Source organism: Sanguibacter gelidistatuariae (genome assembly GCF_900096585.1).
Classification (GTDB): Bacteria; Actinomycetota; Actinomycetes; order Actinomycetales; family Cellulomonadaceae; genus Sanguibacter; species Sanguibacter gelidistatuariae.
On sequence record NZ_FMYH01000002.1, the window covers coordinates 79,591 to 104,690 of the forward strand.

The window sequence follows — 25,100 nt, forward strand, 5'->3', positions numbered from 1 at the left end:
GAGGGCGATGATGATCCGGTAGTCACCGGCCCGGAGCCGCCATAGGCCGGCCATAGGGCCGCATCAGTGATGCGTCGGGCAGTGACCGGCTCGAGCTTCTTCAAGCTGCGTTGTGCTCGTGGGGTGAACTGGATATCCCAGCCGCTCATGCGTCGCCTAGCGCGGTGTCGTCCAACTCGTCACGGGTCATTCCGAGATCGGCAAGGACCTCGTCCAGACCGACCGTTTCGAGTTTGCCGCTCCGGACCGCTTCCGCCTCGGCGCGCAGTGTGTAGACGTGCTCCAACTCACCCAGGTGCTCGGTCAGGGCCTCGCGCACGTAGAACGCGGCTGGGCGGCCGGTGGATGCGCTCAGCGCGTCCAGACGGTGCTTCAACTCGTGGGGCAACCGGATACTCAGGACGCCTGTAGACATGTAAACATGTCTCCCACGTTCCCCGGTCGAGGACCAGATGTCTTGGCTGGGCTGGAGTTCTACCCCGCACATGACGATGCTCCCGAACCCAGACGGGTTCGGGAGCATCGGTGTTCGTGGCGGCGGCGCGCAGGCGCTGCTGCGGTCAGCTCACGCGCTGCGGCGGAGCTTTCCGGCCCTCAGCAGCGTCAGACGCTCGTCGAGAAGCTCCTCGAGCTCCTTGACCGTGCGACGCTCGAGCAGCATGTCCCAGTGGGTGCGGGGCGCCTTGCCGGCCTTCGCCTCGGGCTGGTCGGCGTCGCGGAGCAGCGCCTCCTCACCGCAGCGGCACTCCCAGACCAGGGGCACGTCGGCCTCGGTCGAGAACGGAAGGATGATCGTGTGCCCGTTCGGGCAGTCGTAGTGGGCCTGGAAGCGCGGAGCGAAGTCGACGCCCTCATCGGACTCCATGCTCTTGGCGCCAATGCTCATACCGCGCAAGGATCGGTCTGCCATGTTGTCCTCCAAGTGAATTGCGGTGACATCAAAAAGGCGTGATGCGCATACCGGCTGATACGTCTATGTCTGGAAAGAAGCTCTGGTGGTTCAACGAGTCGATCAGGCGATCTGTTCCACACACACCGTGAAGGTATCGTGAAATCGCCGCTCGGACTCGTCGAGATGGCGGTGATCCGCGCATCTCGGGTGTCTCGGTGGTGCTCCCAGGACCGTCCGCGGTCTGTGCCGGTCCGTCACCGGACGCACGACAGAGACGCGAGATTGATCTGGGAATCCCTGTCAGTGTAGCGCGGGCGGGCTGCCGACCGCATACTGCCGAGCGGTTACCGTCGTCACCTCTGGCTGGCGCTCACCTCAGGTCGGCGTGCGGTACGCACCGCGCCCGGTCAAGCACGCGGGACCGATCTGCTCCCACCGCGGCGATCATCCGGATCGACCAGCCGGTGGCATCGGCGGCGCGCCACAGCGCGTCGGCCCAGGAGCGTTCGTGGTCCCCGTAGTCCCCTCCCGTCGGTCGGACGATCGCGACGAGCGCCTGAGCGCCCGGGTACACCTTCCCGACGACGTCGCGCATCGCCGCGGCGAGCGCGGCGGTCGTCGCGTTGTCGGGCATGGACGGCAGATCGTCGATGGGCAGGACCAGCGCGAGCGCGCGGTCGTCGGCGGACAGGAAGGTCACCCACAGCACCGCGTCGTCGCTGCAGTCACCGACCAGGCCCGCCAGGTGCTTGAGCGCCTCGTGGTCGCTCGCGATGAGCGAGCCGGGAGGCATGGGGGAGCGGCGCCTGGTGGGACGGACGGGCGTGGGGTGGACGTAGTCAGGGCGGATGTTGTCGTCGGCTGGGGCGGGAGATGGAGTCATCGTCAGATCTTCGGCGCGGCGTGCCCCGCGCCGCAGCCCGGGACCTGCGGGTTGTGGACGGTCCTCGATGTCCACAACCCGGCCGCCAGCTCGATCGGGTCGAATCCTCACCCGCTGGGACTGCGTAGGATTGCTCTGCTGCGCCTGTGACCCGCAGCGACCACCTCGAATGCTCATCGAGCAGGCACTGGAGAGAACACCTCATGACCGGACGCAGCGGCGAGTCCGCGCTGGCTCAGTCGTTCAAAGCGCTCAGCGACCCGACTCGGCTGCGCCTGCTCTCGCTCGTGGCAGCTCACGAGAACGGCGAAGCCTCCGTCGTCGACCTCACCGAGCCGCTGAACCTCACCCAGCCGACGGTCTCCCACCACCTGAAGATCCTCGTCGATGCGGGCCTGCTGACCCGAGACAAGCGCGGCGTGTGGTCGATCTACGCCCTCGTCCCCGGCGCGCTGGGGACCCTGGGTTCCTACCTGCGCGACGCCGAAGCCGCCTGGGGCTGAGTGGGCTGAGTGGCTGGCCACTAGGCTGACGGGCATGGACACGACCGCCGCGCAGCCGCCCGCGCCCCATGTCGCCGACACCCATGATCTGATCCGGGTGCAGGGCGCGCGCGAGAACAACCTCAAGGACATCCATCTTGAGATCCCCAAGCGCCGACTGACGGTGTTCACCGGAGTCTCCGGCTCAGGCAAGAGCTCGCTGGTGTTCGCCACGATCGCCGCGGAGTCGCAGCGGATGATCAACGAGACCTACAGCGCCTTCCTGCAGGGCTTCATGGCGAACCTGGCCCGGCCTGACGTCGACCTGCTCGAGGGTCTGACCACGGCGATCATCGTCGACCAGGAGCGGATGGGCGCCAACTCCCGCTCGACCGTCGGCACCGCGACCGACGTCAACGCGATGCTGCGGATCGTGTTCAGCCGGCTCGGGCAGCCGCATGTCGGATCGCCCCAGGCGTTCTCCTTCAACGTCGCCTCGATCAGCGGGGCCGGCGCTGTCACGTTCGAGCGCGGCGGCAAGGCCGTGAAGGAACGGCGGGACTTCTCCATCACCGGCGGCATGTGCCCGCGCTGCGAGGGCATGGGGACCGTCAACGACATCGACCTGACCGCGCTGTACGACGACAGCCTGTCGCTCAACGAGAACGCGTTGACGATCCCCGGCTACACGATGGACGGCTGGTACGGGCGCATCTTCCGCGGCTGCGGCTTCTTCGACCCGGACAAGGCCATCCGCGACTACACCAAGACCGAGCTCGACGACCTGCTCTACAAGGAGCCGACGAAGATCAAGGTCGACGGGATCAACCTGACGTACTCCGGGCTCATCCCGCAGATCCAGAAGTCCTACCTGTCCAAGGATCGCGAGGCCATGCAGCCCCACATCCGGGCCTTCGTGGACCGTGCGGTCACGTTCACGCCGTGCCCCGAGTGCGGGGGCACCCGGCTCAACGAGGGCGCCCGGTCCTCGCGGGTCGCCGGGATCAACATCGCCGAGGCATGCTCCATGCAGATCAGCGACCTGGCCATGTGGGTCGCCGGCCTCAGCGAGCCGTCGATGGCGCCGCTGCTCACCGCGCTGGGCCACACCCTCGACTCCTTCGTGGAGATCGGGCTGGGCTACCTCTCGCTGGACCGGCCGGCGGGCACGCTGTCCGGCGGCGAGGCGCAGCGCACCAAGATGATCCGGCACCTCGGATCCTCGCTCACCGACGTCACGTACGTCTTCGACGAGCCCACCATCGGGCTGCACCCGCACGACATCGAACGCATGAACAAGCTGCTGCTGGAGCTGCGGGACAAGGGCAACACGGTGCTCGTAGTAGAGCACAAGCCGGAGATGATCGTCATCGCCGACCACGTCGTCGACCTCGGTCCGGGAGCGGGCTCGGCCGGGGGAGAGGTGGTGTTCGAGGGCACCGTGGCAGGGCTGCGAGCCAGCGACACGCTCACGGGGCGCCACCTCGACGACCGCGCCGTTCTCAAGGAGACCGTGCGCACGCCCACCGGGGCGCTAGAGATCCGGGGCGCGACGGCGAACAACCTGCGGGACGTCGACGTCGACGTCCCGCTCGGGGTGCTCGTCGTGGTGACCGGGGTGGCCGGCTCGGGCAAGAGCTCGCTCGTGCACGGGTCGATCCCGGCTGGGGAGAACGTGGTCTCGATCGACCAGGGTGCCATCCGCGGCTCCCGGCGCAGCAACCCGGCGACGTACACCGGGCTGCTCGATCCGATCCGCAAGGCCTTCGCGAAGACCAACGGGGTCAAGCCCGCCCTGTTCAGCGCCAACTCCGAGGGCGCCTGCCCCAACTGCAACGGTGCGGGCGTCGTCTACACCGACCTGGGCATCATGGCCAGCGTAGCCTCGCCGTGCGAGGTGTGCGAGGGAAAGCGATTCCAGGCCTCGGTCCTCGAATACCACCTCGGTGGCCGTGACATCAGCGAGGTGCTTGCGATGTCGGTGACCGAGGCCGAGGAGTTCTTCGGCTCAGGGGAGGCCCGCACGCCGGCCGCGCACACCATCCTCGCCCGGCTGGCCGACGTCGGGCTCGGCTACATCAGCCTGGGCCAGCCGCTCACGACGCTGTCCGGCGGCGAGCGGCAGCGGCTCAAGCTGGCCACGCACCTGGGTGAGAAGGGTGGCGTCTACGTCCTCGACGAGCCGACCACCGGCCTGCACCTGGCCGACGTCGAGAACCTGCTCGGGCTGCTCGACAGGCTCGTGGACTCCGGCAAGTCGGTCATCGTCGTCGAGCACCACCAGGCGGTCATGGCGCACGCCGACTGGATCATCGACCTCGGCCCGGGCGCCGGGCACGACGGCGGCCTGGTCGTCTTCGAGGGCTCGCCGTCTGAGCTTGTGGCTGACCGGTCGACGCTAACCGGCCAGCACCTCGCGGCGTACGTCGGGGCCTGAGGTGACGCCCGCCGTGCCGCCTGCTGACGGACCTGTCGCACGGCCCGCGCGCCACGGCGACCTCGACGGCATCCGGGAAGTCATGGTCCGGACGAGACCTCTCGACGCCGATTCCGGCGTCGACCAGGTTGCCCGGGCGATCAGCGACGACCACCGTGCTGTCGTGGTCGCCGTCGTCGGTCCCCGGATCGTCGGCTGGGGCAAGACACACCTGTTCGCCGACGCCGATGGTGTCGCACCCGCCGGTCACTACCTTGCTGGGATCACCGTCGACCCCGAGTTCCGTCGCCTCGGCGCGGGCGCCGCACTCACCCAGGCACGCATCAGCTGGGTGGGCGAACGCTCCGCTTCGGTCTACTACTTCACCAACCGCCGCAACACCGCGTCGATCGCCCTCCACCAGCGCTGGGGTTTTCGGGAGATCGCTCGCGGACCGTCGTTCCACGCGGTGCCCTTCGACGGCGGAGCCGGCCTCTTGATGCAGGCGGACCTCGGGCCCAGCGCGACTAGGCATATCAGCCCATAACGGGCTACTTAGATCACCTCGTCCAGTTCGCTCTGGTGGGTGATGGCCGCCCGGAGCAGGTTCCGCATCGTGGCCATGAGCAGCACGAACGCCGCTCCGCCGGCGACACTCGCGGCGAGGAGGAAGAGGACTCCGGGCCCACCGACACCCACGATCACGAGCAGGTGGAAGGTGACGGCAGCCGGGAGAAGGGCTGCGGCCACGCCGCAGGCGATGATGGTGTCGACACACCGCAGGGCGCGAACCGTGAAGATCGTGTTGTTGGCGACGAGAGACAGCAGCCGCCAGATCACGACCAGCGCAACCTGGGCGCACACGATGACCAGGATGCCCACCACCGAATAGGGCGCGACTAGGCGTGCGGTCTCCTCGTACGGCCCACCGAGGTCTTGGGCGAGCAGCGGCAACAGGGCCTGGGACAGCACGGAGCCGGCCATGAGAACGATCAGCACCGCGCGGAGTGACGGAACATATGGGGTGAGCACCTATCGAGTATCGATAGGTGCCGAACGACTGTCAATCGACGACCACCGCACCGCACTCATCGAGCCGTTGTCAGCTCGCCCGAGGACCGCTAGAAGCTCTTCAGCATCGTGACAGGGTGGAGCCTGACCGCTGCGACCATGTGATCGGCTTGGGAGTCTAGGTAGACGCTGGTGGTGGCCACGGACGCGTGGCCGAGAATGTCGCGCACGGTCATGACGTCCGCGGCGCCCGAAGCGAGGAGAAGGGTGGCCGCAGTGTGGCGCAGGCCGTGTGGGGTGACCTCCCGCATGAGGGCGGCGGGCATCAGGGCGGCTTGCCGGTGGACCATCAGCTCGACGTCACGCGGTTGCATGCGCAGACCCCTCCACGTGAGGATGAGCGCACGCTTGGCGTCGTCGACTCCAACCGTCTCGACCAGGACACCGTTGACCTTGCGTGTGCGCGGGGCCGGGGCCGGGCGCGCGCGGTCGTAGTTGGTGAACGCTTCCATGGTCCTGGGGGAGAGAGGCACCCTGCGGCGACCGCCTCCCTTGCCGTGACGGATGTCGAACCACGCGGCGCCTTCGTCGTCAACGCTGATGTCGGCGCGGTCCGCCTTGCAGAGCTCGGAGACTCGAGGCCCAACTTCCACGAGGAGGTGAAGGATGAACCGGTCTCGAAGCACCATGTCCTGGTCAGCGCGCGAGACCTTCTGGTCGGCGGGGTCGGTCGTGGACAGGAGAGCCACAGCGCCTGACTGGGGGAGCGCGGTGCGCGACTTCGCCCTGGTACGACTGCCCTTGAACGTGACGAGCATGTCGGGGACCGGGTTGAGCTGTACCCAACCGACGCGGGTCGCATGGGAGAACATCCGGGAGACCGACTGCATGAATCGGGCGGCTGCTCCGATGGAGCGGGTCCGATCACCAGGGTCGTTGAACCGTCCGTCCGGCTTGGATCCATACGTCACAACTGCAACATCAAGGTCTTCGCCGTTGAGGTCGTCGAGGATCCTGTCACCACCGACGATCTCGACGAACTCGGCGAGGTCGCGAACATAGTTGTCGACGGTGACCTGGGAGAGCGACCCCATGACGACGGACCGCGGGAACGTGCCGATGTAGGTGTCCGCGGCCACCGCCACGCTGAGGAGTTCAAGGGACGGCGGTGCAACCACGGGACGTGCTCCTTCGACTGAAAGTCCATCGGAAGAGGACTGGTGCGAGCCTAGTGTTGCCCTCTGACACTCAGAAAACTCAGTGCGACTCGAGCACAGTGCGACGCAAGTTCAGCGCAGTGAAGTGCCAGTGCGACGGGGGCGCGTTCACCCCATTTTTGTTACTACGTTCTTGCAGCGTACAGCGTAGTAAGCGTGATAACTTAGACATAACGTCGCCAACGCCCTCTGGTCCCACTTGATCGACACTCCAGGCCCGCGAGCTTGTACGGGACGTTCTGCTGCGTCGTCCGCGCCACAGCCTCCAGCCCGCCGACCGAACCCCCGTGGCGATGGCGATGGCGATGGCGCAGATTCTCGACCAGGGCCGGCTGCTGCATGGCCAACAGCAGATGCTGTCCACGGAGATCGGGTCGAACTCCATCGCAGCACGATGGACCTCATTGATCACACACAGGCAGATCCTTGCCCCCATGCGCGAGAAGGTCCGCAGCCCCTCAGTCAGTTGATTTCGGGCCACTTCTGCCCCACCGTTCATCCAGCCGATAATGTATCTTATGACATTACGGCGATGCGAACCCGGTCCCTCTCTGCGGACGGGACGCCGCTCACCTGCTCGTCGGCTATGTTCGTCGAGTGGATGATGTCGAACAGAGCGCCATGCGGTTCGCCCAGAAGACGCTCAAGCGTGCCCTGATAACCTCAGCGGTCGCGCCGTTCGTGGTGGCTGGCGCGATTGTCGCCCTCGACCACTGGAAGAAACGGACGGAATCGCGCAAAGCGGTGTTTCCGCACGCGCGACCGCTGACGACGACCATCGGCGACTCGACCACCACGGTGTTTTCCTTCGGCGAAGACCTCTACGCCGAGATGATCGCGGCGATCCACGCGGCGAAGACCCGCATCTTCATCGAGACCTACATCTGGAAGGGCGACGAGGTCGGTCAGACCTTCAAGGACGCACTCATCGAGGCGTCCGCGCGCGGCGTCGAGGTGTTTGTCGTCTACGACGGCTTCGCCAACCTCGTGGTCCCCCGGCGCTTCTTCCGGTTCCCCGAACCGATCCACGTCCTCGAGTACCCGATCTTCCGCCCGCAGGTCCTCCTCATGGACATCAAGCACACCGGGCGCGACCACCGCAAGATCCTCGTCGTCGACGACGAGATCGGTTTTGTCGGCGGGTACAACATCGGCACCCTGTACGCGACCCAGTGGCGCGACACCCACCTCAAGCTCACCGGCCCGGCCGTGTGGGAGCTCTCCAGCGCGTTCATCGACTTCTGGAACCTCAACCTGCGCGGCGCCAACCCCACGATCCCCTCCCCCGGGACCGAGGTCTGGGCGCCCCGACTCCAGGCCGCGCGCAATGCACCGGTACGCCGGGTATACCCGATTCGCAACCTCTACCTCGAGGCGATCCGCCGGTCCACCCATCACGTCTACCTGACCCAGGCGTACTTCATCCCCGACCGCGAGCTGCTGGCGGTCATCGTCGCCGCGGCGCGTCGCGGCGTCGACGTCCGGATCGTGGTGCCCGAGGCGTCCAACCACGTGCTCACCGACTGGCTCTCCCGCGGGCTCTACTCCCAGCTGCTGCGGGCCGGGGTGAGCATCTGGCTGTACCGAAACGCGATGGTCCACGCCAAGACGGCCACCGTAGACGGGCAGTGGACCACGATCGGCACGGCGAACATCGACCGGCTGAGCCTGACCGGCAACTACGAGATCAACATGGCCATCTACGACGAGACGCTCGCCGCCCAGATGGAGGACATCTTCGCGGTCGACCTGAGCAACTGCCGCCAGCTCCTGCTCGACGACTGGGAGCGACGCTCCCCCGTCGCCAAGATCGGCGAGCTCATCCTCACCCCGCTGAGCCCGCTGCTCTGAGCCCGGTTAGGCCTGGGTCGCCTGCACGCTGCTCACTCGCGGGAGGCGTCCGCCACGAGCTCCTCAGGGCGAGGCGGGATGGTCTCGTCGTCCTCGAGCAGGCGGACCTCGTCAAACTCAGGATGGGCGGAGTGCAGCCGGCGTGCCACCTCCTCGGCCTGCCCGTCGAGCCCGTCGCGATCGGGGCCAGCTAGATGGTCGGAAGCATCAAGTCCCTCGTGGTGAGCATTCATGTGCGTGTCCTCCTCAGATCCGGTGACGACCACGCTAGGCACCATCTCCCCCACCCGCCACCTGGATCCGCTAGGAGATGACCATGACCAGGTCGCCGCCCTCGAGCTGCTGGACAGCGCCGATCACCAGGCGCTGGACCGTTCCGGCCACCGGGGTGGTGATCGAGGCCTCCATCTTCATCGCCTCGACCGTGGCCACCGTCTGACCCGCCTCGACCCGCTGGCCCTCCTGGACCACGGGCGTCACAGCCCCTGCGAACGGCGCCGCGATCTGACCCGGGGTGTCCAGATCGGCCTTCTGTGCCAGAGAGCTGTCCACCGCGATGCGCATGTCACGGACCTGGATCGGACGGAGCTGGCCGTTCAAGGTGAACATCACGGAGCGCATGCCGCGCACGTCCGGCTCGCCGACGGCCTCGAGGCCGACGTGCAGCCGCACGCCGCGCGCGAGGGCGATCTCGACCTCGTCGCCGCGCTCGAGCCCGTACAGGTAGTTGGACGTGTCCAGCACGCTGACGTCACCGAACTTGGCCTGGGTGGTGAGGAAGTCCTTCGTCGGCCCGGCGAAGAGCAGGTGATTGAGCCGGTCCCGGCGCACCTGCGACGACCCGGCGAGGTCGGCGAGGTCCTGCTCGGTGAGCGGGTTGATCGCGTCGCGCACGGTCCGCCCGGCCAGCGCCTTCGTGCGGAAGGGCTCGGGCCAGCCACCGGGGGGATCACCGAGCTCGCCACCGAGGAAGGCGATCACGGAGTCCGGGATGTCATAGTCCTGCGGATTCGCGGCGAAGTCCGCCGGGTCCGCGCCGCGGGCCACGAGCTGGAGAGCCAGGTCCCCCACGACCTTCGACGACGGCGTCACCTTGACCAGGCGGCCGAGGATCCGGTCCGCAGCGGCATAGGTCGCCTCGATCTGCTCGAACTGGTCACCCAGGCCCAGCGCGATCGCCTGCTGGCGCAGGTTGGACAGCTGCCCACCGGGGATCTCGTGGGTGTAGACGCGACCGGTCGGGCCGACCAGGCCGGACTCGAAGGGTGCGTACAGCCGGCGCACGGCCTCCCAGTACGGCTCGAGGTCGCACACGGCGGCGAGCGAGAGCCCGGTGTCCCGCGGGGTGTGCTCGAGGCTCGCCACCAGGGCGGACATCGGTGGCTGGCTCGTGGTCCCCGCCATCGCGGCCGACGCCACGTCGACCGCGTCCACCCCGGCCTCGACCGCGGCCATGATGGTGCCCATCTGGCCGCCGGTCGTGTCGTGGGTGTGCAGGTGGACGGGGAGGTCGAAGCGCTCACGCAGCGCGGTGACCAGCTTGACCGCGGCCGCCGGACGCAGCAGACCGGCCATGTCCTTGATCGCCAGGATGTGCGCGCCGGCGTCCACGATCCGCTCAGCCAGCTCGAGGTAGTAGTCGAGGGTGTACAGGGTCTCAGCTGGGTCGAGCAGGTTCCCGGTGTAGCACAGGGCGACCTCGGCCACGGCCGTGCCGGTCGCCCGCACGGCCTCGATCGCGGGTCGCATCTGCTCGACGTCGTTGAGCGCGTCGAAGATCCGGAAGATGTCGATGCCCGACGCCGCCGCCTCGCGGACGAAGGCTTCCGTCACCTCGGTCGGGTACGGGGTGTAGCCGACCGTGTTGCGCCCGCGCAGCAGCATCTGCAGGGCCACGTTGGGCAGCGCGGCGCGGAGCTTGGTCAGGCGGTCCCACGGGTCCTCCCCGAGGAAGCGCAGCGCGACGTCGTACGTCGCCCCGCCCCACGCCTCGACCGAGAACAGCCCGGGAATCATCCGCGCCACGTACGGCGCCACGACCTCGAGGTCGTGGGTGCGCACCCGGGTGGCGAGCAACGACTGGTGGGCGTCGCGGAACGTCGTGTCGGTCACCGCGACCGCCGTCTGGGCGCGCAGCGCCCGGGCGAAGCCCTCGGGTCCGAGCTCGAGCAGGCTCTGCCGGGTCCCGGCGGGCGCCGGCGCGCTCACGTCGCACATGGGCAGCTTGGCCCGCGGGTCGATCGCCCCCCGCCCCGATCCGTGCGGACGGTTCACGGTGACGTCACCGAGGAAGGCCAGCAGCTTCGTGCCGCGGTCGGCGCTCTCCCGGGCCACGAGCAGCTCGGGGCGCTCGTCGATGAACGACGTCGACAGGTTTCCCGCGACGAACTCGTCGTCGGACAGCACGGCCTGGAGGAAGGGGATGTTCGTGCGGATGCCACGGATGCGGAACTCTGCCAGCGCGCGGCGCGCGCGGCGCACCGCCGTCGGGTAGTCGCGGCCTCGGCAGGTGAGCTTGACGAGCATGGAGTCGAAGTGACCGGTGATCTCCGAGCCCGCGGTCGCCGTCGCGCCGTCCAGGCGGACGCCCGCGCCGCCCGGTGAGCGGTAGGCCACGATCCGGCCGGTGTCGGGGCGGAAGCCGTTGGAGGGGTCCTCGGTCGTGATGCGGGTCTGCAGGGCGGCCCCGTTGACCCGGATGTCCTCCTGACGGATGCCGAGGTCTTCGAGGGTCTCTCCGGCCGCGATCCGCATCTGGGAGGAGACCAGGTCGATGTCGGTGACCTCCTCGGTGACCGTGTGCTCGACCTGGATGCGCGGGTTCATCTCGATGAACACGTGCTGACCGGCCCGCTCCCCCACCGTGTCGAGCAGGAACTCGACCGTCCCGGCGTTCTGGTAGCCGATGGACCGGGCGAATGTCACCGCGTCCGCGCACAGCGCATCCCGGATCGCAGGGTCGAGGTTCGGAGCCGGGGCGATCTCGATGACCTTCTGGTGGCGACGCTGGACCGAGCAGTCCCGCTCGAAGAGGTGCACGATGTTGCCCTCGCCGTCCGCGAGGATCTGGACCTCGATGTGCCGGGGTCGCAGGACCGCCTGCTCGAGGAACATCGTCGGGTCGCCGAAGGCGCCCTCTGCCTCCCGCATGGCAGCCGCGAGGGCCTCGGGGAGGTCCTCGCGATTGGCGACGCGGCGCATGCCGCGACCACCTCCGCCGGCGACCGCCTTGGCGAAGAGCGGGAAACCGATCACGTCGGCCGCGGCGATCAGCTCGTCGACGTCGGCCGAGGGCTCCGAGGAGGCGAGGACAGGGATGCCAGCGGCACGGGCGGCCTTGAGCGCACGGACCTTGTTGCCGGCCAGCTCGAGCACCTCGGCCGGCGGGCCGATGAACGTCAGGCCTGCGTCGACGCAGGCCCGGGCGAGGTCCGGGTTCTCCGAGAGGAAGCCGTAGCCGGGGTAGACCGCGTCCGCCCCGGAGTCCTTGGCGACCCGCACGATCTCTTCGATGTTCAGGTATGCCCGGACCGGGTGGCCAGCTTCGCCGATGAGGTATGCCTCGTCGGCCTTGAGGCGGTGCTCAGAGTTTCGATCCTCCTGCGGGAAGACCGCGACGGTGCGGGCCCCCATCTCGTAGGCGGCCCGGAACGCACGCACGGCGATCTCGGCTCGGTTGGCAACCAGCACCTTGGAGAACACGCGTTATCCCATCATTCGACAAGATCCCACGCAGTCCGCAGGCGTGAGATTCCGTCGATCTTCCCATGATTCTCGCCGGCCACGGCCACGAACGCGGAGAAATCTCGGCGTTCGGTACGCTGATCCCGCATGAAAGGCCTCAGCTCGCCCCTGTCACCAGTCGACAGCGCGACGAGCGACGGCATCGAACTAGGTGGAGTTCCCGCCGGAAGGACCGTGTCCCCTCGTGCCCGTGCTCGGAGTGTGCAGCTTGAAAGGCGGCGTCGGCAAGACGTCCATCACCCTCGGTCTCGCGTCGGCGGCGGTCGCCGCCGGCCTGCGGACGCTTGTGGTCGACCTCGACCCGCAGGCGGACACCACGCTCGCCCTCGGTGCCACCGGGGCGGCCGCGCAGGACGTCGCCGCAGTCCTGGACAACCCGGCCGACTACGTCGTGAAGTCGGCGCTCGCCGTCTCGAGCTGGGACCCGGACATGCTTGACGTCCTCATGGGATCGGCCGACTCCGCGCGTCACGACGGGCCCACCTACGAGCACCGGCTCGGCCGGCTCGCGACCGCCCTGGACACCCTGGACGAGTACGACCTGGTGATCATCGACTGCCCGCCGTCTCTCGGCGGCCTTACCCGACAGGGCCTGACCGCCTGCGACCGTGCGCTCGTGGTCACCGAGCCCGGGCTCTTCTCGGTGACCGCGGCGGCCCGTGCCTTCAAAGCCATCGACGACCTCCGCCGCAGCTCGGCACCCCATCTGCAGCCGCTCGGCGTGGTCATCAACCGGGTCCGCGCACGTTCGAGCGAGCAGGCATACCGCCAGGCCGAGCTCGAGGGCATGTTCGGACCGCTGATCCTGTCCCCGATGATCCCGGAACGGGCTGCCATGCAGCAGGCACAAGGCGCTGGGCGGTCGATCCACGACTGGCCGGGAGCCTCTGCCGCGGAGCTGGCACAGGCCTTCGACTCGATCCTGGCCCGTGGGATGCGGGCGATGTCCGAGGCGTGAGGGAGGGAGCCGCTAGCCCGCCGAGCGGGCCTGCCGGCGCACCGACAGCTCGTCGTGACCGGCGTCGACCACGGGGTCGTCGAGACGCTCGGTCGGCAGGGTCGCGAGCGTGCCCTCGACCTCGCGCCAGACGCGTCCGACGGCGATCCCGAAGACTCCCTGTCCGCCCTGGACGAGGTCGATGACCTCGTCGGCCGACGTGCACTCGTAGACGGAGGCCCCGTCGCTCATGAGGGTGAGCTCGGCGAGGTCCTCGACCCCGCGCTCGCGCAGGTGGACCACCGCGGTGCGGATCTGCTGCAGGGAGACACCCGTGTCGAGGAGCCGCTTGACGACCTTGAGGACAAGCACGTCACGGAAGCTGTACAGCCGGTGCGTCCCCGATCCAGTCGCAGAGCGCACGGTCGGCTCGACCAGCCCGGTCCGCGCCCAGTAGTCGAGCTGGCGGTAGGTGATCCCAGCCGCGCGGCACGCAGTGGGGCCGCGGTAGCCGATCGACTCGTTGCGGCTGGGGAGGTCCTCGTCGAAGAGGAGACCCTGGGTGCGCGTGACGGGTGCCCCACCCGGGCCGCCGTCGTGTCCGCTACCACTCACTTGTCTGCCTCCGTCTCAAGCCGCCCTGCCAACCGGACTCGGCGCAGTGCTGCTTCCATGGTGACACGATTCCGTGGACTGCAGATGCTCAGCGAGAGGGGATCTCGTGTCGCTGGCGCAGATCCTGCGCCATCCGATGACAGGCCCACGCTATGGCCCGGGTGGGGCGGGGTCAACGACCATCGCGGCAGGAGTTCTGGCGTGTCGCGCCGTGGCGGTCAGAGAAGCGGTCGCAACGACGGTCGTGACGGGCTCAGCCGGGGAGGTCTCCCACGCCCTGGCGCACCCACGCGGTGTGCAGGCGGGCAAACATCTCACCGAGCTCGGCGGCGGTCGCCCCGGCCTGGCCGCGGGCCGAGGGCGCGTGCTGCCCGCGCAGCGGTGAGACGACCTGGTCGATGAGGTCGATATGGCGTTCTGCCGCAGTGCGCAGGGAGCGAAGATGGCGTGGTTCGATGCCGAACTCGCCGAGCCCAGCGGCCAGCTGGACGATCTCCTGGGCCGCAGCGTCGAAGTGACCGAGCCCGTCCGGGCGCACGATCCCGGCGCCCACCAATGCCTCCACGAGTGTGGCAGCCACGCCGCACGAGGCGGCCAGCGCCTCCGTGCTGCTCTGGGTCCGGACGGCGGCGGACTCGCCGTCGCGGGCGATCAGGCGCGGGATGAGCGGCTGGTCGCTGCTCGCCACGCCCGCATCGAGGGCGGCGAGCTTGCCCTTGATCACCTTGAGCGGCAGATAGCGGTCACGCTGTTCGATGAGCACGAAGCGCAGACGCGCGACGTCGGCCGGGCTGTACTTGCGGTACCCGGAGGCGGTGCGCACCGGTTCGACCAGGCCCTGTTCCTCGAGGAAGCGCAGCTTGGAGTGGCTGATCGCCGGGAACTCCATGCGCAGGCTGGAGAGCACGTCGGAGATCCGCATGGAGGCCTCACGGGAGATCCCGTGCGGCCACGTGCGCTCGACGACGACGTCCGCCGGGGCACCGTCCTGAGGCGCGCCGTCGTGCTGACCGGCGTCGCCCTGCCTGCTGTTGGCGTGCCCGCTGTTGTCGTGCCCGCTGTTGTCATGCGGAGAGCGCGCAGCGCTCACTCGGCAACCGGTTCGTCGGTCGACGCGTCGCGAGTCAGCGGGCTCGGGTAGAAGAGCATGCGGTACTTCCCGATCTGCACCTCGTCACCAGCCTTGAGCAGCGCAGAGTCGATCCGCACGCGATTGACGTAGGTGCCGTTGAGGGAGCCGATGTCCCGGACGACGAAGTCGTCGAGCTCGCGGACGAACTCCACGTGCTTGCGGGAGACGGTCACGTCGTCGAGGAAGATGTCCGCCTGCTCGCTGCGACCGGCGACCGTGCGCTCGGCGTCGAGCAGGAAGCGAGAGCCTCCGCTCTGGCCGCGCTGCATGATGAGCAGCGCCGAGGTCCGCGGCAGGGCCGCCACGGCGGCCTGCTGCTCGGCCGTGAGTCCGCCGGCGCCGAGGACCTCGTCTGCGACGGGTGTCCCGAAGCTGATCGTGGTGTCCCCGAGACCTGACAGTGCGGAGCTGTCGGGCAGACCCGGTCCCCCTGGGTGTCCGGTGCTGCTGGTCATGTCGCCTCCTGGTCACTGCGAATACATCACTGCCTACGTCACTGCTGTGCCGCTCATGCCGCTCATGCCGCTCACGTCACTGCGCGGACGTCCGACTGTGTCCGCACCGACTACATCATCGGCAGGCGACCCGCATCTGTGAGTGGTCGGAACCTCTTAAGGACAACCTTAGAGGTGAACCGCCCAAGACAGAAGTCCCCCGATACTCTTGCACGCTACACGCCGGTCGTCTTGACCGGCCGGATCAGTCGCCGACGTCTGGCGTGGCGTACTTGGGCTCGGCCGGCTCGCGGACCGAGCGGATCTCCACCAGCGTCTTCTGCTGGATCGTGGTGCGGCCGCCGTTCGTGGTGATCGTCGCCATGGCGCCGCCGGGGATCGCGATGGCCGGCTCGAGCGTCTGCGGGTCGCCGATCACCGACCACCGGTAGGGCGCGGAGACCGGGATCCCGTCGATCACGACCCCCTGGTCGGCGTCGGTGAAGTAGCTGCTGGTGACCATCCGGATGCCATTGACATCGATCGCCTCGGCGCCGGCGTTGCGCAGTTCCTCCAGGACGTTGAACAGTCGGGCCGCCGTGATCCGCTTGGTGCCCTCCACGATCGTGATCTCCAGGCCGGGCCCCTCGGCTGGCAACCGGCCCGACAGGATTCCCTGCACGGCGACGTTCTGCTCGGCAAGCTCGATCGCCGCTCGCTGGGAGTCGCTTCCCGACTGCAGCTCGAACTCCGTCTCGCGCAGGGCCGCCGCCTCGCGCTCGAGGGCGTCTGACCGCCGGTTCACGTCGTCGAGGATGCGCACCAGGTCCGACTGGCGCAGACCCGCGAACTCGTCCTGCTGGGTCTGGCGGAGCTGCACGACGAGCGCGAAGCCGAGCACCGCACACAGGATCGCGGCCAGGATCTGCGCACGGGTCGCCCGCGGCCTCCAGGCGCCACGGACCCGGCGCCACGCGGTCATCGGGGGCCGGGGCGCGGTCTCTGTCGACGGGGCGTCTGCGGGACTGGCGGCCGCGTCGTCGGGCTCCTCGTGCTTGCTCATGCCTTGAACAGGTGCCGACGGATCGCCGCAGCGTTGGAGAAGATGCGGATGCCGAGCACGACGACGACGCCGGTCGAGAGCTGGGTGCCGACCCCGAGCTGGTCGCCGAGGAAGACGATGAGGGCGGCGACGACCACGTTGGACAAGAACGAGACGAGAAAGACCTTGTCGTCGAACATGCCGTCCAGCAGGGCGCGCAGCCCGCCGAAGAGGGCGTCGAGGGCAGCGACGACCGCGATCGGAAGATAGGGCTGGAGGTAGACCGGAACCGTCGGTTCCAGGAACAATCCAGCAGCTATCCCGATCAAGAGCCCGAAGACCGGAATCACGTTGTACTCCCCCATGCTGTAGTCACTTGTCACCATTGTCCGTGCCGAGGGGCTGTGCCGAGAACAGCACCCGAGTCGGCCCCGCGGGTACGAGGAGGTCCTCGTGCGTGGCCACGCTGGTCTTGATCCCGTACTGGGATCCCAGGGCACTGAGCTGCTGCGCCGCCGAAGATCGGGCCAGGCCGGTCTCGAGATCGTTCCGGTTGCCGATCGCGACGACCTCATACGGCCCGGCGACCCCGACGAGGTCAACAAGGATGGCGCTGCCGGCGCTGCGGATCGAGGTGGTCGCAGTGAGCCGCTGGCCGTTGATTGCGATCGCCTCCGCGCCCGCCGACCACAGCGCGTTGACGACCGACTGCAGGTCGGAGTCCTGCACGAAGGCGGCCGGGTCCGTGGCTGCATCGGCGCCGTCCGCGACGGTCACGGTGATCCCTGGCCCTTTGGCCGCGACCGTCCCGTTGGTGAAGCCGTCCAGGGCTACGGTGCGCACCAGCTCGGGGTCCACGAACTCCAGCGCGGAGTCCCGCAGGGTGTCGATCGACGTCCCCAGTGCGGCATTCTGGGCGGTCAGGGTGGCGACCTCCGCGCGGGTGCTGGTGATCTCGTCCTGCAGGAGCGTCCGGGCCGCCACCACGCCGGGCTGCGGCTTGCGCAGCTCGATCGCCGCCCGGGCGGTCCCGAAGCCCAGCACGATCGCCACGACGAGGAGCACCACGATCGTGACGGCGGCGCGCGGCGCTTCCTCCCCCCGTGCCCGACGCCCCGCCGCCGCGGCGTAGCCGGGGTCGAGCGGGCGGTGCATGACCTCGTTGAGGAGGGTCATCGACGCGTCGACGGCGCGGGCGGGACGCGGCTGGGCCGGGTCGGCGTCGGGCATCATGACGGTGCCCCGGCGGCCCGGATCAGCTCGCGCGCCTGGACCACGTAGCCGGCACCGGAGTACCAGTACAGGCCCACACCCCACCAGGCGAAGGCCCACCCGAGAGCCGCCGCCCACGCCCCCAGCGCGCCGGGCATCTCGGCCAGCAGCAGCAGCGGGAAGGCATAGAGCAGGGCGAAGGTCGCCGCCTTGCCGACGAAGTTCACCGGGAGCGGCCCGTAGCCGAGCCGGGTCAACCCGGGCAGCAGGCACATCATGACCACGTCGCGCCCGAGGATGAGCACGAGCAGCCAGAGCGGGACGATCTCGCGCCAGGCCAGCGCCACGAGAGTGACGAGGATGAACAGCCGGTCCGCGGCCGGGTCGAGCACCTGGCCGAGCTTGGACACCTGATTGAGCATCCGGGCCGCGACGCCGTCCAGCCAGTCGGTGAGCGCCGAGAACGCGAGCACCACGACCGCAGCGACGTCGTGCGACCCGACGATGAGCACCGCGAAGACCGGCACGAGCGCAAGCCGGAGCATGCTGATCATGTTGGGGACCGTGAGCACCCGGGTGCTCACGTGCTGCTCCTGCGCCTCACTCACCGCCGACCGACCATCCTTCGCGTGCTTACGCACTTCCGCTGTGTGCCGCTGCCTGCACTGCTGGCTATCTTATGAGCGTCGCACCTGCGACCCGTGCCCCGAGCCGGAATATATGACAACGATATGGACACGAGTTGACCTGTGGTCGAGGTCACCGGCGAGAGGCTCGACCCGGATGGGGCCGACCACGTACAGTAGGAGCATTCCTCGGAGTTTGTCGCGAGTCCCGCGTGTGTGCGTGTCAGTGGCCTGACTTGGCCCAGTGTGTGTTTTCGGGATTGCGACGCCGGTTCGGCTCACTCGAGCTGTCCTATCGCTCCCCACACCACTGAATGGTTGGTTGCTCTTTTATGACTTCTGTCGACACTGCTGCGCCCGCAAACAGCGCGCCCGACGCCCCCACCGTGTCTTTCGCAGACCTCGGCCTTCCAGCTGAGCTGCTCTCTGCGGTCCTCGACCTCGGGTTCACGATCCCCTCCTCGATCCAGGCCGAGGCGATCCCCGCTCTGCTTGCCGGCCACGACATCACCGGCGTGGCCCAGACGGGAACCGGCAAGACGGCGGCCTTCGGCCTGCCGCTGCTCGCCGCGATCGACCCCGACCTGCACCAGACGCAGGCACTTGTGCTTGCACCGACCCGTGAGCTGGCCATGCAGGTCGCCGAGGCGATCGAGACCTTCGCCAAGCACCTCCCCGGCATCGAGGTCGTCGCGGTCTACGGCGGATCCCCGTACCCCCCGCAGGCCCGCGCACTCTCCCGCGGCGCGCAGGTTGTCGTCGGAACCCCCGGTCGCGTGATCGACCACCTCGAGCGCGGCACCCTCAAGCTGGGCGCCATCCGCTTCCTCGTCCTGGACGAGGCCGACGAGATGCTCCGTATGGGCTTCGCCGAGGACGTCGAGAAGGTCTTCGGAGCCGCTCCGGTCGAGCGCCAGGTCGCCTTGTTCTCCGCGACCATGCCTCCCCAGATCCGCCGCGTCGCCGCGCACCACCTGCGTCAGCCGATCGAGATCGCCGTCTCGCGTCAGTCCTCAACCGTCACGGGCGTCACCCAGCAGTTCGCCGTCGTGCCCTTCCGTCACAAGATCGGCTCGCTCACCCGCGTCCTGGCCACGTCCGACGCCGAGGCCGCAATCGTCTTCTGCCGCACCCGCGGCGCAGCCGAAGAGGTCGGCTCCGCGCTGATCGAGCGCGGCATCTCGGCCGCCACCATCTCCGGTGACGTCGCACAGAAGGACCGCGAGAAGATCGTCGAGCGCCTGCGCGCAGGCGCCCTCGACGTCCTCGTCGCGACGGACGTCGCGGCCCGCGGCCTCGACGTCGACCGCATCGGTCTTGTCGTAAACTTCGACATCCCGGGCGAGCCCGAGGCCTACGTGCACCGCATCGGCCGTACCGGCCGCGCCGGACGCACGGGCACCGCGCTCTCCTTCGTCACCCCGAACGAGCGTGGCCGCCTCAAGCAGATCGAGCGGACGATCCGTCAGCAGCTCGTCGAGATCGAGATCCCCTCCCCCGCCGACGTCTCCGCGCACAAGGTCCGTCAGACCCTGGCCCGCATCGACGAGCGTCGCGAGGCCGGCCGCCTGTCGATGTACGTCGACCTGGTCCGTGAGTACCTCGAGACGCACGAAGGCACCGACCCCGCCGAGCTCGCCGCCATCCTCGCCGCCCTCGCGGTGGGCGACGACGGCCCCAAGGCTCGCGAGGAAGAGGCCGCGTTCGAGGCCCAGCGCGCCGAGGCCCGCAACGAGCGCAAGACCCGCGACGCGCGGGACGCCAACGACCGCGACCGCGGTCCTCGCGAGCGTCGTGACGACGGACCCCGGTCCCCGCGTGCCGGCGGAGCCCGCCGCGACGTCGTCGGAACCCGTTACCGTCTCTCGGTCGGCCACACCCACGGCGCCCAGCCGAGCGGGATCGTCGGCGCACTGACCAACGAGGGTGGCCTCTCGGGCAAGGACCTCGGCAAGATCGACATCTTCCCGAGCTTCTCCCTCGTCGACATCGCGACCCCGCTCGACAACGAGACGATCGACCGCATCTCCCGGGCCCGCGTGGCCGGCAAGGCGCTGCGCATCAAGCTCGACGACGGCCCCGCGGTCTCCCGCGGACCGCGCAGCGGATCTGCTCCCAGCAGCACCCACAGCGGACCGCGCAACAGCGCGCCGTCCGGTCGTCGCGAGGAGCGCTTCGAGCGCCCGACCGAGCGCACCGGGTACGACCGTTCAGAGCGCACGCCGCGCTACTGACCTGATGCGCGCGTGAGTGCGCGCGACTGAGTCAGGCTGAGCTACGCAAGGCCGGGTCCCGATGGGGCCCGGCCTTCTGCGTGCGTGGGCGCCGCGTGCTGGAGCTCGCTCAATGAGTGCTGTGCGATTCCCCGTGCAGGGTGACCAGCGAGTCCAGCCGTTCGACCTCGCGTGCGGCATACCGTCCGTCGGAGCGCTGGATCGCCATCATCGCCGTGCGATGCCCGTCGGAGAGCTCGAGCATGACCCACGGGTCCCCCGAGCCGTACGTGACCGCGACGATGTGGGGCCAGTCGTAGGTGCGTACCCAGAAGAGGTTGCGGACCTTGATCCCGGTCGTGTCGACCGTGGCGCGGACCGTGGCCTGCCGCCACAGAAAGACGCACCCGGCGAGCACGACGAGCGTCAGGCCGACCACGTTGCCGGCGCTGTAACCCGCCCCACCGGTGCCGGGCGCGAGGTACAGCACGATCGAGAGTCCGCCGACCAGGACGACGACCGCGGCCCACGCCATATACCGGACAAACCGCGGTGCAAAGGGTTCGTAGAGGCCCTTGGGCGACGCCATGACACACTCCCCTCGAGCCTGCGGGCGGAGCCTGTGTCTCAGCCGATCGTCAGAGCCTGCAGGCGTGGATCGATGTCACCAGGATCGCACGTGCCCCAACTTCGTACAGGGTGTCCATAACCTCATTCGTCTGGTCACGGCGGACCATCGCCCGGACCGCGGCCCAGTCGCGGTCGTGCAGCGGTGAGACCGTCGGCGACTCCAGCCCCGGGGTGATCGCGACTGCGGCGTCGACCAGGTGGACGGGGACGTCGTAGTCCATGAGGACGTACTCGTGGGCGGTCAGCACGCCCTGCAGGCGGCGGGTGAGCTGGTCGAGCTTCGCCGGGACATCTGACCCGCGGCGGCGGATGAGCACGGCCTCGGACTTGAGAATCGGGTCCCCGAAGATCTCCAGGCCGGCCGCGCGCAGCGTCGTGCCGGTCTCCACGACGTCGGCGATGACCTCGGCGACGCCCAGCTTGACCGAGCTCTCCACGGCCCCGTCGAGGCGGACGATCGACTTGGGCGTGATGCCCTGGGCCAGGAGGTAGTCGTGTACCAGGACCGAGTAGGACGTGGCGATGCTGCGGCCCTCGATCTGGGCGATGTCGGTGATCTCGCCCACGGGTGCGGCGAAGCGGAAGGTCGAGCGGGCGAAGCCGAGCGGCAGGTGCTCCTCGGCGTCGGCCCCGGAGTCGAGCATGAGGTCACGGCCGGTGATCCCGGCGTCGACGGTCCCGGCGCCGACGTACACAGCGACGTCGCGGGGGCGCAGGAAGAAGAACTCGACGTCGTTGGCCGGGTCGGCGAGGACCAGCTCGCGGGAGTCGCGGCGCTGACGGTAGCCAGCCTCACGGAGCATGTCGGAGGCAGGTTCGGACAGGGACCCCTTGTTGGGGACGGCAATACGGAGCACGGGATTCTCGCGTTCGAGTCGGAGGAGTGGGTCAGGCTCAGAGGTACTTGTAGACGTCCTCGAGGCTCAGTCCCTTGGCGACCATGAGGACCTGCAGGTGGTAGAGCAGCTGGGAGATCTCCTCGGCTGCCTCGGCGTCGGACTGGAACTCCGCGGCCATCCACACCTCGGCGGCCTCTTCGACGATCTTCTTGCCGATGGCATGGACCCCGGCGTCGAGCTCGGCAACTGTGCCTGAACCGGCGGGGCGTTCCACGGACTTGAGGGTGAGCTCCGCATACAGCTCTTCGAACGTCTTCACGGTCCAAGACTAGACGCCGAACGCCCCCGCCCCCCAACCCGTCCGCCAAATGACCACTCCCCCGAGATCCCACCCAGGCCCACCCCTCCCGCCCCATCCGCTGAGAGCATGAAAAAGTGCGTGTCGCACCCGCAGGTCGCGTACATTTTCGTGCACTCAGGGAGGCCGTCGAGGGGTGGGGGTGGGTTAGAGGGAGCGGAGGGCTATCACCGTGGCGATGGCCGCCTCGACGGCTTCGGCGCCCTTGTCCTCACGGGAGCCGGGGAGACCAGCCCGGTCGAGGGCCTGCTGCTCGTCGTCGACGGTGAGCACCCCGAAGCCGACGGGCACGCCGGTCCGGATCGCGACGTCGGACAGGCCCAGGGTCGCGGCCTGGCACACGTACTCGAAGTGCGGCGTCCCGCCACGGATGACGACGCCGAGCGCCACGACCGCGTCCGCCCCGGCCTCGGCCGCCCGCACGGCTGCCACAGGCAGCTCGAAGGATCCGGGGACCCGGATCTCCTTGACGTGCGTGACGTTGGCCGCGATCAGCGCCCGGTGGGCGCCGGCGAGCAGCCCGTCCATGATCTCGGTGTGCCACTGCGCCGCGATCACGGTGATCCGCAGACCGGTCCCGTCGGGACTGATGGTTGGTGCTCCTGCTCCGCTCATGGCGGTTCCTCCTTGGTCGGTCGTGCTGGTCGGTCGTGCTGAGGCTAGGGAACGAGCGGGGTCGGTGGATCCGCCGTGATGGTGTGCAGCAGGTGGCCCATCGACATCTTCTTGGTCCTGAGGTAGTGCTCGTTCTCCGGCGTGTGCCCAACCTCGATACCGACGGTCTCGGTCACCGTGATCCCGTGGGCGGTGAGCCCGACGGCCTTCGCCGGGTTGTTCGTCAGCAGCCGGATGCGTTCCAGCCCGAGCTCGGCCAGGATCGCCGCGGCCGCGCCGTATTCGCGGCGGTCGGCCGGCCAGCCGAGCTCGAGGTTTGCCTCGACCGTGTCCCGCCCGGCGTCCTGCAGCTGGTAGGCGGCGATCTTGGCGAGCAGGCCGATCCCCCGGCCCTCGTGCCCGCGCAGGTAGACGACGGCCCCGCCCTCGACTGCGACGACCTTGAGCGATGTCGATAGCTGCGGCCCGCAGTCGCAGCGCAGGGACCCGAAGGCGTCCCCGGTCAGGCACTCCGAGTGCACCCGGACGATCGGGACGGCCGACGGCGCGGTGGGCGCGGCAGGCACGAGCGCCACGTGCTCGGCCCCGGTGCGCACGTCCCGGAAGCCGTGGATCCTGAACAGGCCGTGCTCGGTCGGCAGGTCCGCGACGGCGGCCGCCTTCACCCGCACGGCCTCAGGCACGACGTCGTGGCTCACCACTGCGGGGTCGTTGACCAGGCGCCACGCGATGAGGTCCGCGATCGTGATGAGGACTAGCCCCTCCCGTTCGGCCAGGCGCGCAGAGTCGTCCATCCGCATCATCGTGCCGTCGTCGTTGACCAGCTCGGCGATCCCGGCAACCTCGCCCAGGCCGGCCAGCCGCACGAGATCCACCGCGGCCTCGGTGTGCCCGGCCCGGTGCAGCACTCCCCCGGCGACCGCCCGCAGCGGCAGCACGTGACCGGGCCGGATGAGGTCGACCGGGCCCGATGCCGGGTCGGCGAGCACGCCTAGCGTGCGGGTCCGGTCCAGGGCGGAGATGCCCGTCGTGACGCCTGTCGCGGCGTCGACGGTCACGGTGTAAGCCGTGCGCCGGGGGTCCTGGCTGTGCGGGACCATGAGCGGCAGGGCGAGCGCGTCGGCCCGCGCCGCGGGCATCGGCGCGCACAGGTACCCCGAGGAATGGCGGATCGTCCACGCCACCCACTCGCTCGAGACGTTCGACGCCGCGAAGATCACGTCAGCCTCGTTCTCCCTGTCCGGGGAGTCCGCGACCAGGACCGGGCGTCCCGCGCGCAGCTCGTCGAGGGCGACCTCGATCGAGGCAAGCCTGCTGGGCCCGCCGGCGGCGGTCATGACCGCGCTCCCAGCAGGCGCTCGACGTATTTGGCGATCACGTCGACCTCGATGTTGACGCGGTCCCCGGGAAGCAGGTCCCCCAGGACGGTCGCCTCGAGCGTCGTCGGGATGAGGGAGACGCCGAAGGACGTGTCGGTGACCGAGGTGACCGTCAGGGACACCCCGCTCACTGCGATCGAGCCCTTCTCCGCGACGTACCGGGTGATCTCGGGCGGTGCGTCGAAGACGAGGTCGTCCCAGCGCGGGCCGGGGGCCCGTGACCGGAGCACCGCCGCGCCGTCGACATGACCCTGGACGATGTGCCCACCCAGGCGAGTGTCCGCACGGACGGCACGCTCCAGGTTGACCCGAGACCCGGGCGCCAGCGCCCCGAGGGTGGTCCGGGCGAGCGACTCGGGCATGACGTCGGCGGTGAATGCGCCGCCGGGCAGGGACGTGACGGTCAGGCACACGCCACTGACCGAGATCGAGTCACCCAGCGTGGCGTCGGAGGTCACGAGCGGACCACTGACGGTCAGGACAACATCACCGTTCTCCCCTCCTGGACGCGCGATCGTGGTGACCGTGCCGATCTCTTCGACGATTCCGGTGAACATCTGATTCTCCTCAGG

27 protein-coding genes are annotated in these 25,100 nt (G+C 68.9%); 7 read left to right on the top strand and 20 right to left on the bottom strand.

Annotation, left to right across the window (positions count from 1 at the left end):
* Positions 1–145: 145 nt before the first annotated feature.
* From relB to BLQ50_RS05130, 3 genes are all read right to left on the bottom strand, one after another.
* Positions 146–415 (bottom strand): type II toxin-antitoxin system RelB family antitoxin, encoded by a 270-nt coding sequence (relB, locus tag BLQ50_RS05120; RefSeq protein WP_093182539.1) that lies wholly within the window; start codon positions 413–415, stop codon positions 146–148.
* A 150-nt stretch (positions 416–565) separates the two neighbouring features.
* Positions 566–910, bottom strand: a complete 345-nt coding sequence (locus BLQ50_RS05125) for an RNA polymerase-binding protein RbpA (protein WP_093181838.1) — start codon at positions 908–910, stop codon at positions 566–568.
* A 352-nt stretch (positions 911–1,262) separates the two neighbouring features.
* Positions 1,263–1,775 carry a hypothetical protein gene (locus BLQ50_RS05130; RefSeq protein WP_093181840.1) on the bottom strand — a complete coding sequence of 171 codons (513 nt, stop codon included), beginning with the start codon at positions 1,773–1,775 and terminating at the stop codon, positions 1,263–1,265.
* Positions 1,776–1,978: 203 nt separating this feature from the next.
* On the opposite strand from BLQ50_RS05130, the gene BLQ50_RS05135 reads away from it, so the two are divergent.
* Genes BLQ50_RS05135 through BLQ50_RS05145 form a run of 3 tightly spaced genes read left to right on the top strand, consistent with a single transcriptional unit; the run spans position 1,979 to position 5,220 of the window.
* Complete coding sequence (locus tag BLQ50_RS05135) at positions 1,979–2,278, top strand: ArsR/SmtB family transcription factor (RefSeq protein ID WP_093181841.1); 300 nt, start codon at positions 1,979–1,981, stop codon at positions 2,276–2,278.
* A 34-nt stretch (positions 2,279–2,312) separates the two neighbouring features.
* A complete protein-coding gene (locus tag BLQ50_RS05140; protein ID WP_093181843.1) occupies positions 2,313–4,694 on the top strand; it encodes an ATP-binding cassette domain-containing protein in 2,382 nt (793 codons plus the stop codon).
* A 13-nt stretch (positions 4,695–4,707) separates the two neighbouring features.
* Entirely contained in the window at positions 4,708–5,220 is a 513-nt protein-coding gene (locus BLQ50_RS05145; protein ID WP_245700912.1) for a GNAT family N-acetyltransferase, read from the top strand.
* An 8-nt stretch (positions 5,221–5,228) separates the two neighbouring features.
* Here the strand turns inward: BLQ50_RS05145 and BLQ50_RS05150 are convergent, their stop codons facing one another.
* Together BLQ50_RS05150 and BLQ50_RS19185 are read right to left on the bottom strand one after the other, a co-directional pair.
* A complete protein-coding gene (locus BLQ50_RS05150) occupies positions 5,229–5,705 on the bottom strand; it encodes a DUF2975 domain-containing protein (RefSeq protein WP_093181845.1) in 477 nt (158 codons plus the stop codon).
* 89 nt (positions 5,706–5,794) lie between these two features.
* Positions 5,795–6,862 carry a tyrosine-type recombinase/integrase gene (locus BLQ50_RS19185; protein WP_093181847.1) on the bottom strand — a complete coding sequence of 356 codons (1,068 nt, stop codon included), beginning with the start codon at positions 6,860–6,862 and terminating at the stop codon, positions 5,795–5,797.
* Positions 6,863–7,188: 326 nt separating this feature from the next.
* Here BLQ50_RS19185 and BLQ50_RS05160 point away from each other — a divergent pair, with 326 nt between their 5' ends.
* Together BLQ50_RS05160 and BLQ50_RS05165 are read left to right on the top strand one after the other, a co-directional pair.
* Positions 7,189–7,371 carry a hypothetical protein gene (locus tag BLQ50_RS05160; protein ID WP_093181848.1) on the top strand — a complete coding sequence of 61 codons (183 nt, stop codon included), beginning with the start codon at positions 7,189–7,191 and terminating at the stop codon, positions 7,369–7,371.
* A gap of 127 nt (positions 7,372–7,498) precedes the next feature.
* Positions 7,499–8,752 (top strand): phospholipase D-like domain-containing protein, encoded by a 1,254-nt coding sequence (locus BLQ50_RS05165; RefSeq protein WP_217629108.1) that lies wholly within the window; start codon positions 7,499–7,501, stop codon positions 8,750–8,752.
* Between the two features lie 32 nt (positions 8,753–8,784).
* Here the strand turns inward: BLQ50_RS05165 and BLQ50_RS05170 are convergent, their stop codons facing one another.
* Positions 8,785–8,985, bottom strand: coding sequence for a hypothetical protein (locus tag BLQ50_RS05170; RefSeq protein WP_139185750.1), 201 nt, complete (start codon positions 8,983–8,985; stop codon positions 8,785–8,787).
* A gap of 70 nt (positions 8,986–9,055) precedes the next feature.
* A complete protein-coding gene (locus BLQ50_RS05175) occupies positions 9,056–12,454 on the bottom strand; it encodes a pyruvate carboxylase (protein ID WP_093181852.1) in 3,399 nt (1,132 codons plus the stop codon).
* 226 nt (positions 12,455–12,680) lie between these two features.
* Here BLQ50_RS05175 and BLQ50_RS05180 point away from each other — a divergent pair, with 226 nt between their 5' ends.
* Positions 12,681–13,454 (top strand): ParA family protein, encoded by a 774-nt coding sequence (locus BLQ50_RS05180; protein ID WP_093181854.1) that lies wholly within the window; start codon positions 12,681–12,683, stop codon positions 13,452–13,454.
* 12 nt (positions 13,455–13,466) lie between these two features.
* Here BLQ50_RS05180 and BLQ50_RS05185 read toward each other — a convergent pair whose 3' ends face one another.
* The 7 genes from BLQ50_RS05185 to clsA form a co-directional block, all read right to left on the bottom strand.
* Positions 13,467–14,048 carry a MerR family transcriptional regulator gene (locus BLQ50_RS05185; RefSeq protein WP_093181855.1) on the bottom strand — a complete coding sequence of 194 codons (582 nt, stop codon included), beginning with the start codon at positions 14,046–14,048 and terminating at the stop codon, positions 13,467–13,469.
* Between the two features lie 253 nt (positions 14,049–14,301).
* A complete protein-coding gene (gene ftsR, locus BLQ50_RS05190; RefSeq protein ID WP_245700913.1) occupies positions 14,302–15,138 on the bottom strand; it encodes a transcriptional regulator FtsR in 837 nt (278 codons plus the stop codon).
* Positions 15,135–15,635, bottom strand: a complete 501-nt coding sequence (locus BLQ50_RS05195) for an FHA domain-containing protein (protein ID WP_093181857.1) — start codon at positions 15,633–15,635, stop codon at positions 15,135–15,137. The genes ftsR and BLQ50_RS05195 overlap by 4 nt, the downstream gene beginning before the upstream one ends.
* 244 nt (positions 15,636–15,879) lie before the next feature.
* Positions 15,880–16,677, bottom strand: coding sequence for a DUF881 domain-containing protein (locus BLQ50_RS05200; RefSeq protein ID WP_093181858.1), 798 nt, complete (start codon positions 16,675–16,677; stop codon positions 15,880–15,882).
* Complete coding sequence (locus BLQ50_RS05205; protein ID WP_093182545.1) at positions 16,674–17,006, bottom strand: small basic family protein; 333 nt, start codon at positions 17,004–17,006, stop codon at positions 16,674–16,676. The genes BLQ50_RS05200 and BLQ50_RS05205 overlap by 4 nt, the downstream gene beginning before the upstream one ends.
* Before the next feature lie 22 nt (positions 17,007–17,028).
* Positions 17,029–17,886, bottom strand: a complete 858-nt coding sequence (locus BLQ50_RS05210) for a DUF881 domain-containing protein (RefSeq protein WP_093182547.1) — start codon at positions 17,884–17,886, stop codon at positions 17,029–17,031.
* Complete coding sequence (gene clsA / locus BLQ50_RS05215; RefSeq protein ID WP_342672050.1) at positions 17,886–18,476, bottom strand: cardiolipin synthase ClsA; 591 nt, start codon at positions 18,474–18,476, stop codon at positions 17,886–17,888. The genes BLQ50_RS05210 and clsA overlap by 1 nt, the downstream gene beginning before the upstream one ends.
* 350 nt (positions 18,477–18,826) lie before the next feature.
* Between clsA and BLQ50_RS05220 the strand changes: the two genes are divergently transcribed.
* A complete protein-coding gene (locus BLQ50_RS05220) occupies positions 18,827–20,728 on the top strand; it encodes a DEAD/DEAH box helicase (protein ID WP_245700914.1) in 1,902 nt (633 codons plus the stop codon).
* Between the two features lie 109 nt (positions 20,729–20,837).
* Here the strand turns inward: BLQ50_RS05220 and BLQ50_RS05225 are convergent, their stop codons facing one another.
* The 6 genes from BLQ50_RS05225 to BLQ50_RS05250 form a co-directional block, all read right to left on the bottom strand.
* Positions 20,838–21,296 (bottom strand): PH domain-containing protein, encoded by a 459-nt coding sequence (locus BLQ50_RS05225; RefSeq protein WP_093181861.1) that lies wholly within the window; start codon positions 21,294–21,296, stop codon positions 20,838–20,840.
* Between the two features lie 49 nt (positions 21,297–21,345).
* On the bottom strand, positions 21,346–22,194 hold the full coding sequence (gene hisG / locus BLQ50_RS05230) for an ATP phosphoribosyltransferase (protein WP_093181863.1): 849 nt from the start codon (positions 22,192–22,194) through the stop codon (positions 21,346–21,348).
* A 37-nt stretch (positions 22,195–22,231) separates the two neighbouring features.
* Entirely contained in the window at positions 22,232–22,495 is a 264-nt protein-coding gene (locus BLQ50_RS05235) for a phosphoribosyl-ATP diphosphatase (protein WP_093181864.1), read from the bottom strand.
* A gap of 186 nt (positions 22,496–22,681) precedes the next feature.
* Positions 22,682–23,149 carry a 6,7-dimethyl-8-ribityllumazine synthase gene (gene ribH / locus BLQ50_RS05240; RefSeq protein WP_093181866.1) on the bottom strand — a complete coding sequence of 156 codons (468 nt, stop codon included), beginning with the start codon at positions 23,147–23,149 and terminating at the stop codon, positions 22,682–22,684.
* Between the two features lie 44 nt (positions 23,150–23,193).
* A complete protein-coding gene (ribA, locus tag BLQ50_RS05245) occupies positions 23,194–24,486 on the bottom strand; it encodes a GTP cyclohydrolase II (RefSeq protein ID WP_093181867.1) in 1,293 nt (430 codons plus the stop codon).
* Positions 24,483–25,085 (bottom strand): riboflavin synthase, encoded by a 603-nt coding sequence (locus BLQ50_RS05250; RefSeq protein WP_093181869.1) that lies wholly within the window; start codon positions 25,083–25,085, stop codon positions 24,483–24,485. The genes ribA and BLQ50_RS05250 overlap by 4 nt, the downstream gene beginning before the upstream one ends.
* Positions 25,086–25,100: the final 15 nt, after the last annotated feature.

What these genes read in the sequence shown, in the direction of transcription:
- BLQ50_RS05250 (WP_093181869.1), bottom strand. Translation starts at nt 25,085, where the DNA reads ATGTTCACCGGAATCGTCGAAGAGATCGGCACGGTCACCACGATCGCG.
- BLQ50_RS05200 (WP_093181858.1), bottom strand. Translation starts at nt 16,677, where the DNA reads ATGAGCAAGCACGAGGAGCCCGACGACGCGGCCGCCAGTCCCGCAGAC.
- relB (WP_093182539.1), bottom strand. Translation starts at nt 415, where the DNA reads ATGTCTACAGGCGTCCTGAGTATCCGGTTGCCCCACGAGTTGAAGCAC.
- BLQ50_RS05125 (WP_093181838.1), bottom strand. Translation starts at nt 910, where the DNA reads ATGGCAGACCGATCCTTGCGCGGTATGAGCATTGGCGCCAAGAGCATG.
- BLQ50_RS05225 (WP_093181861.1), bottom strand. Translation starts at nt 21,296, where the DNA reads ATGGCGTCGCCCAAGGGCCTCTACGAACCCTTTGCACCGCGGTTTGTC.
- BLQ50_RS05140 (WP_093181843.1), top strand. Translation starts at nt 2,313, where the DNA reads ATGGACACGACCGCCGCGCAGCCGCCCGCGCCCCATGTCGCCGACACC.
- BLQ50_RS05210 (WP_093182547.1), bottom strand. Translation starts at nt 17,886, where the DNA reads ATGCCCGACGCCGACCCGGCCCAGCCGCGTCCCGCCCGCGCCGTCGAC.
- BLQ50_RS05170 (WP_139185750.1), bottom strand. Translation starts at nt 8,985, where the DNA reads ATGAATGCTCACCACGAGGGACTTGATGCTTCCGACCATCTAGCTGGC.
- BLQ50_RS05220 (WP_245700914.1), top strand. Translation starts at nt 18,827, where the DNA reads ATGACTTCTGTCGACACTGCTGCGCCCGCAAACAGCGCGCCCGACGCC.
- BLQ50_RS05130 (WP_093181840.1), bottom strand. Translation starts at nt 1,775, where the DNA reads ATGACTCCATCTCCCGCCCCAGCCGACGACAACATCCGCCCTGACTAC.
- ribH (WP_093181866.1), bottom strand. Translation starts at nt 23,149, where the DNA reads ATGAGCGGAGCAGGAGCACCAACCATCAGTCCCGACGGGACCGGTCTG.
- ribA (WP_093181867.1), bottom strand. Translation starts at nt 24,486, where the DNA reads ATGACCGCCGCCGGCGGGCCCAGCAGGCTTGCCTCGATCGAGGTCGCC.
- BLQ50_RS05135 (WP_093181841.1), top strand. Translation starts at nt 1,979, where the DNA reads ATGACCGGACGCAGCGGCGAGTCCGCGCTGGCTCAGTCGTTCAAAGCG.
- BLQ50_RS05195 (WP_093181857.1), bottom strand. Translation starts at nt 15,635, where the DNA reads ATGACCAGCAGCACCGGACACCCAGGGGGACCGGGTCTGCCCGACAGC.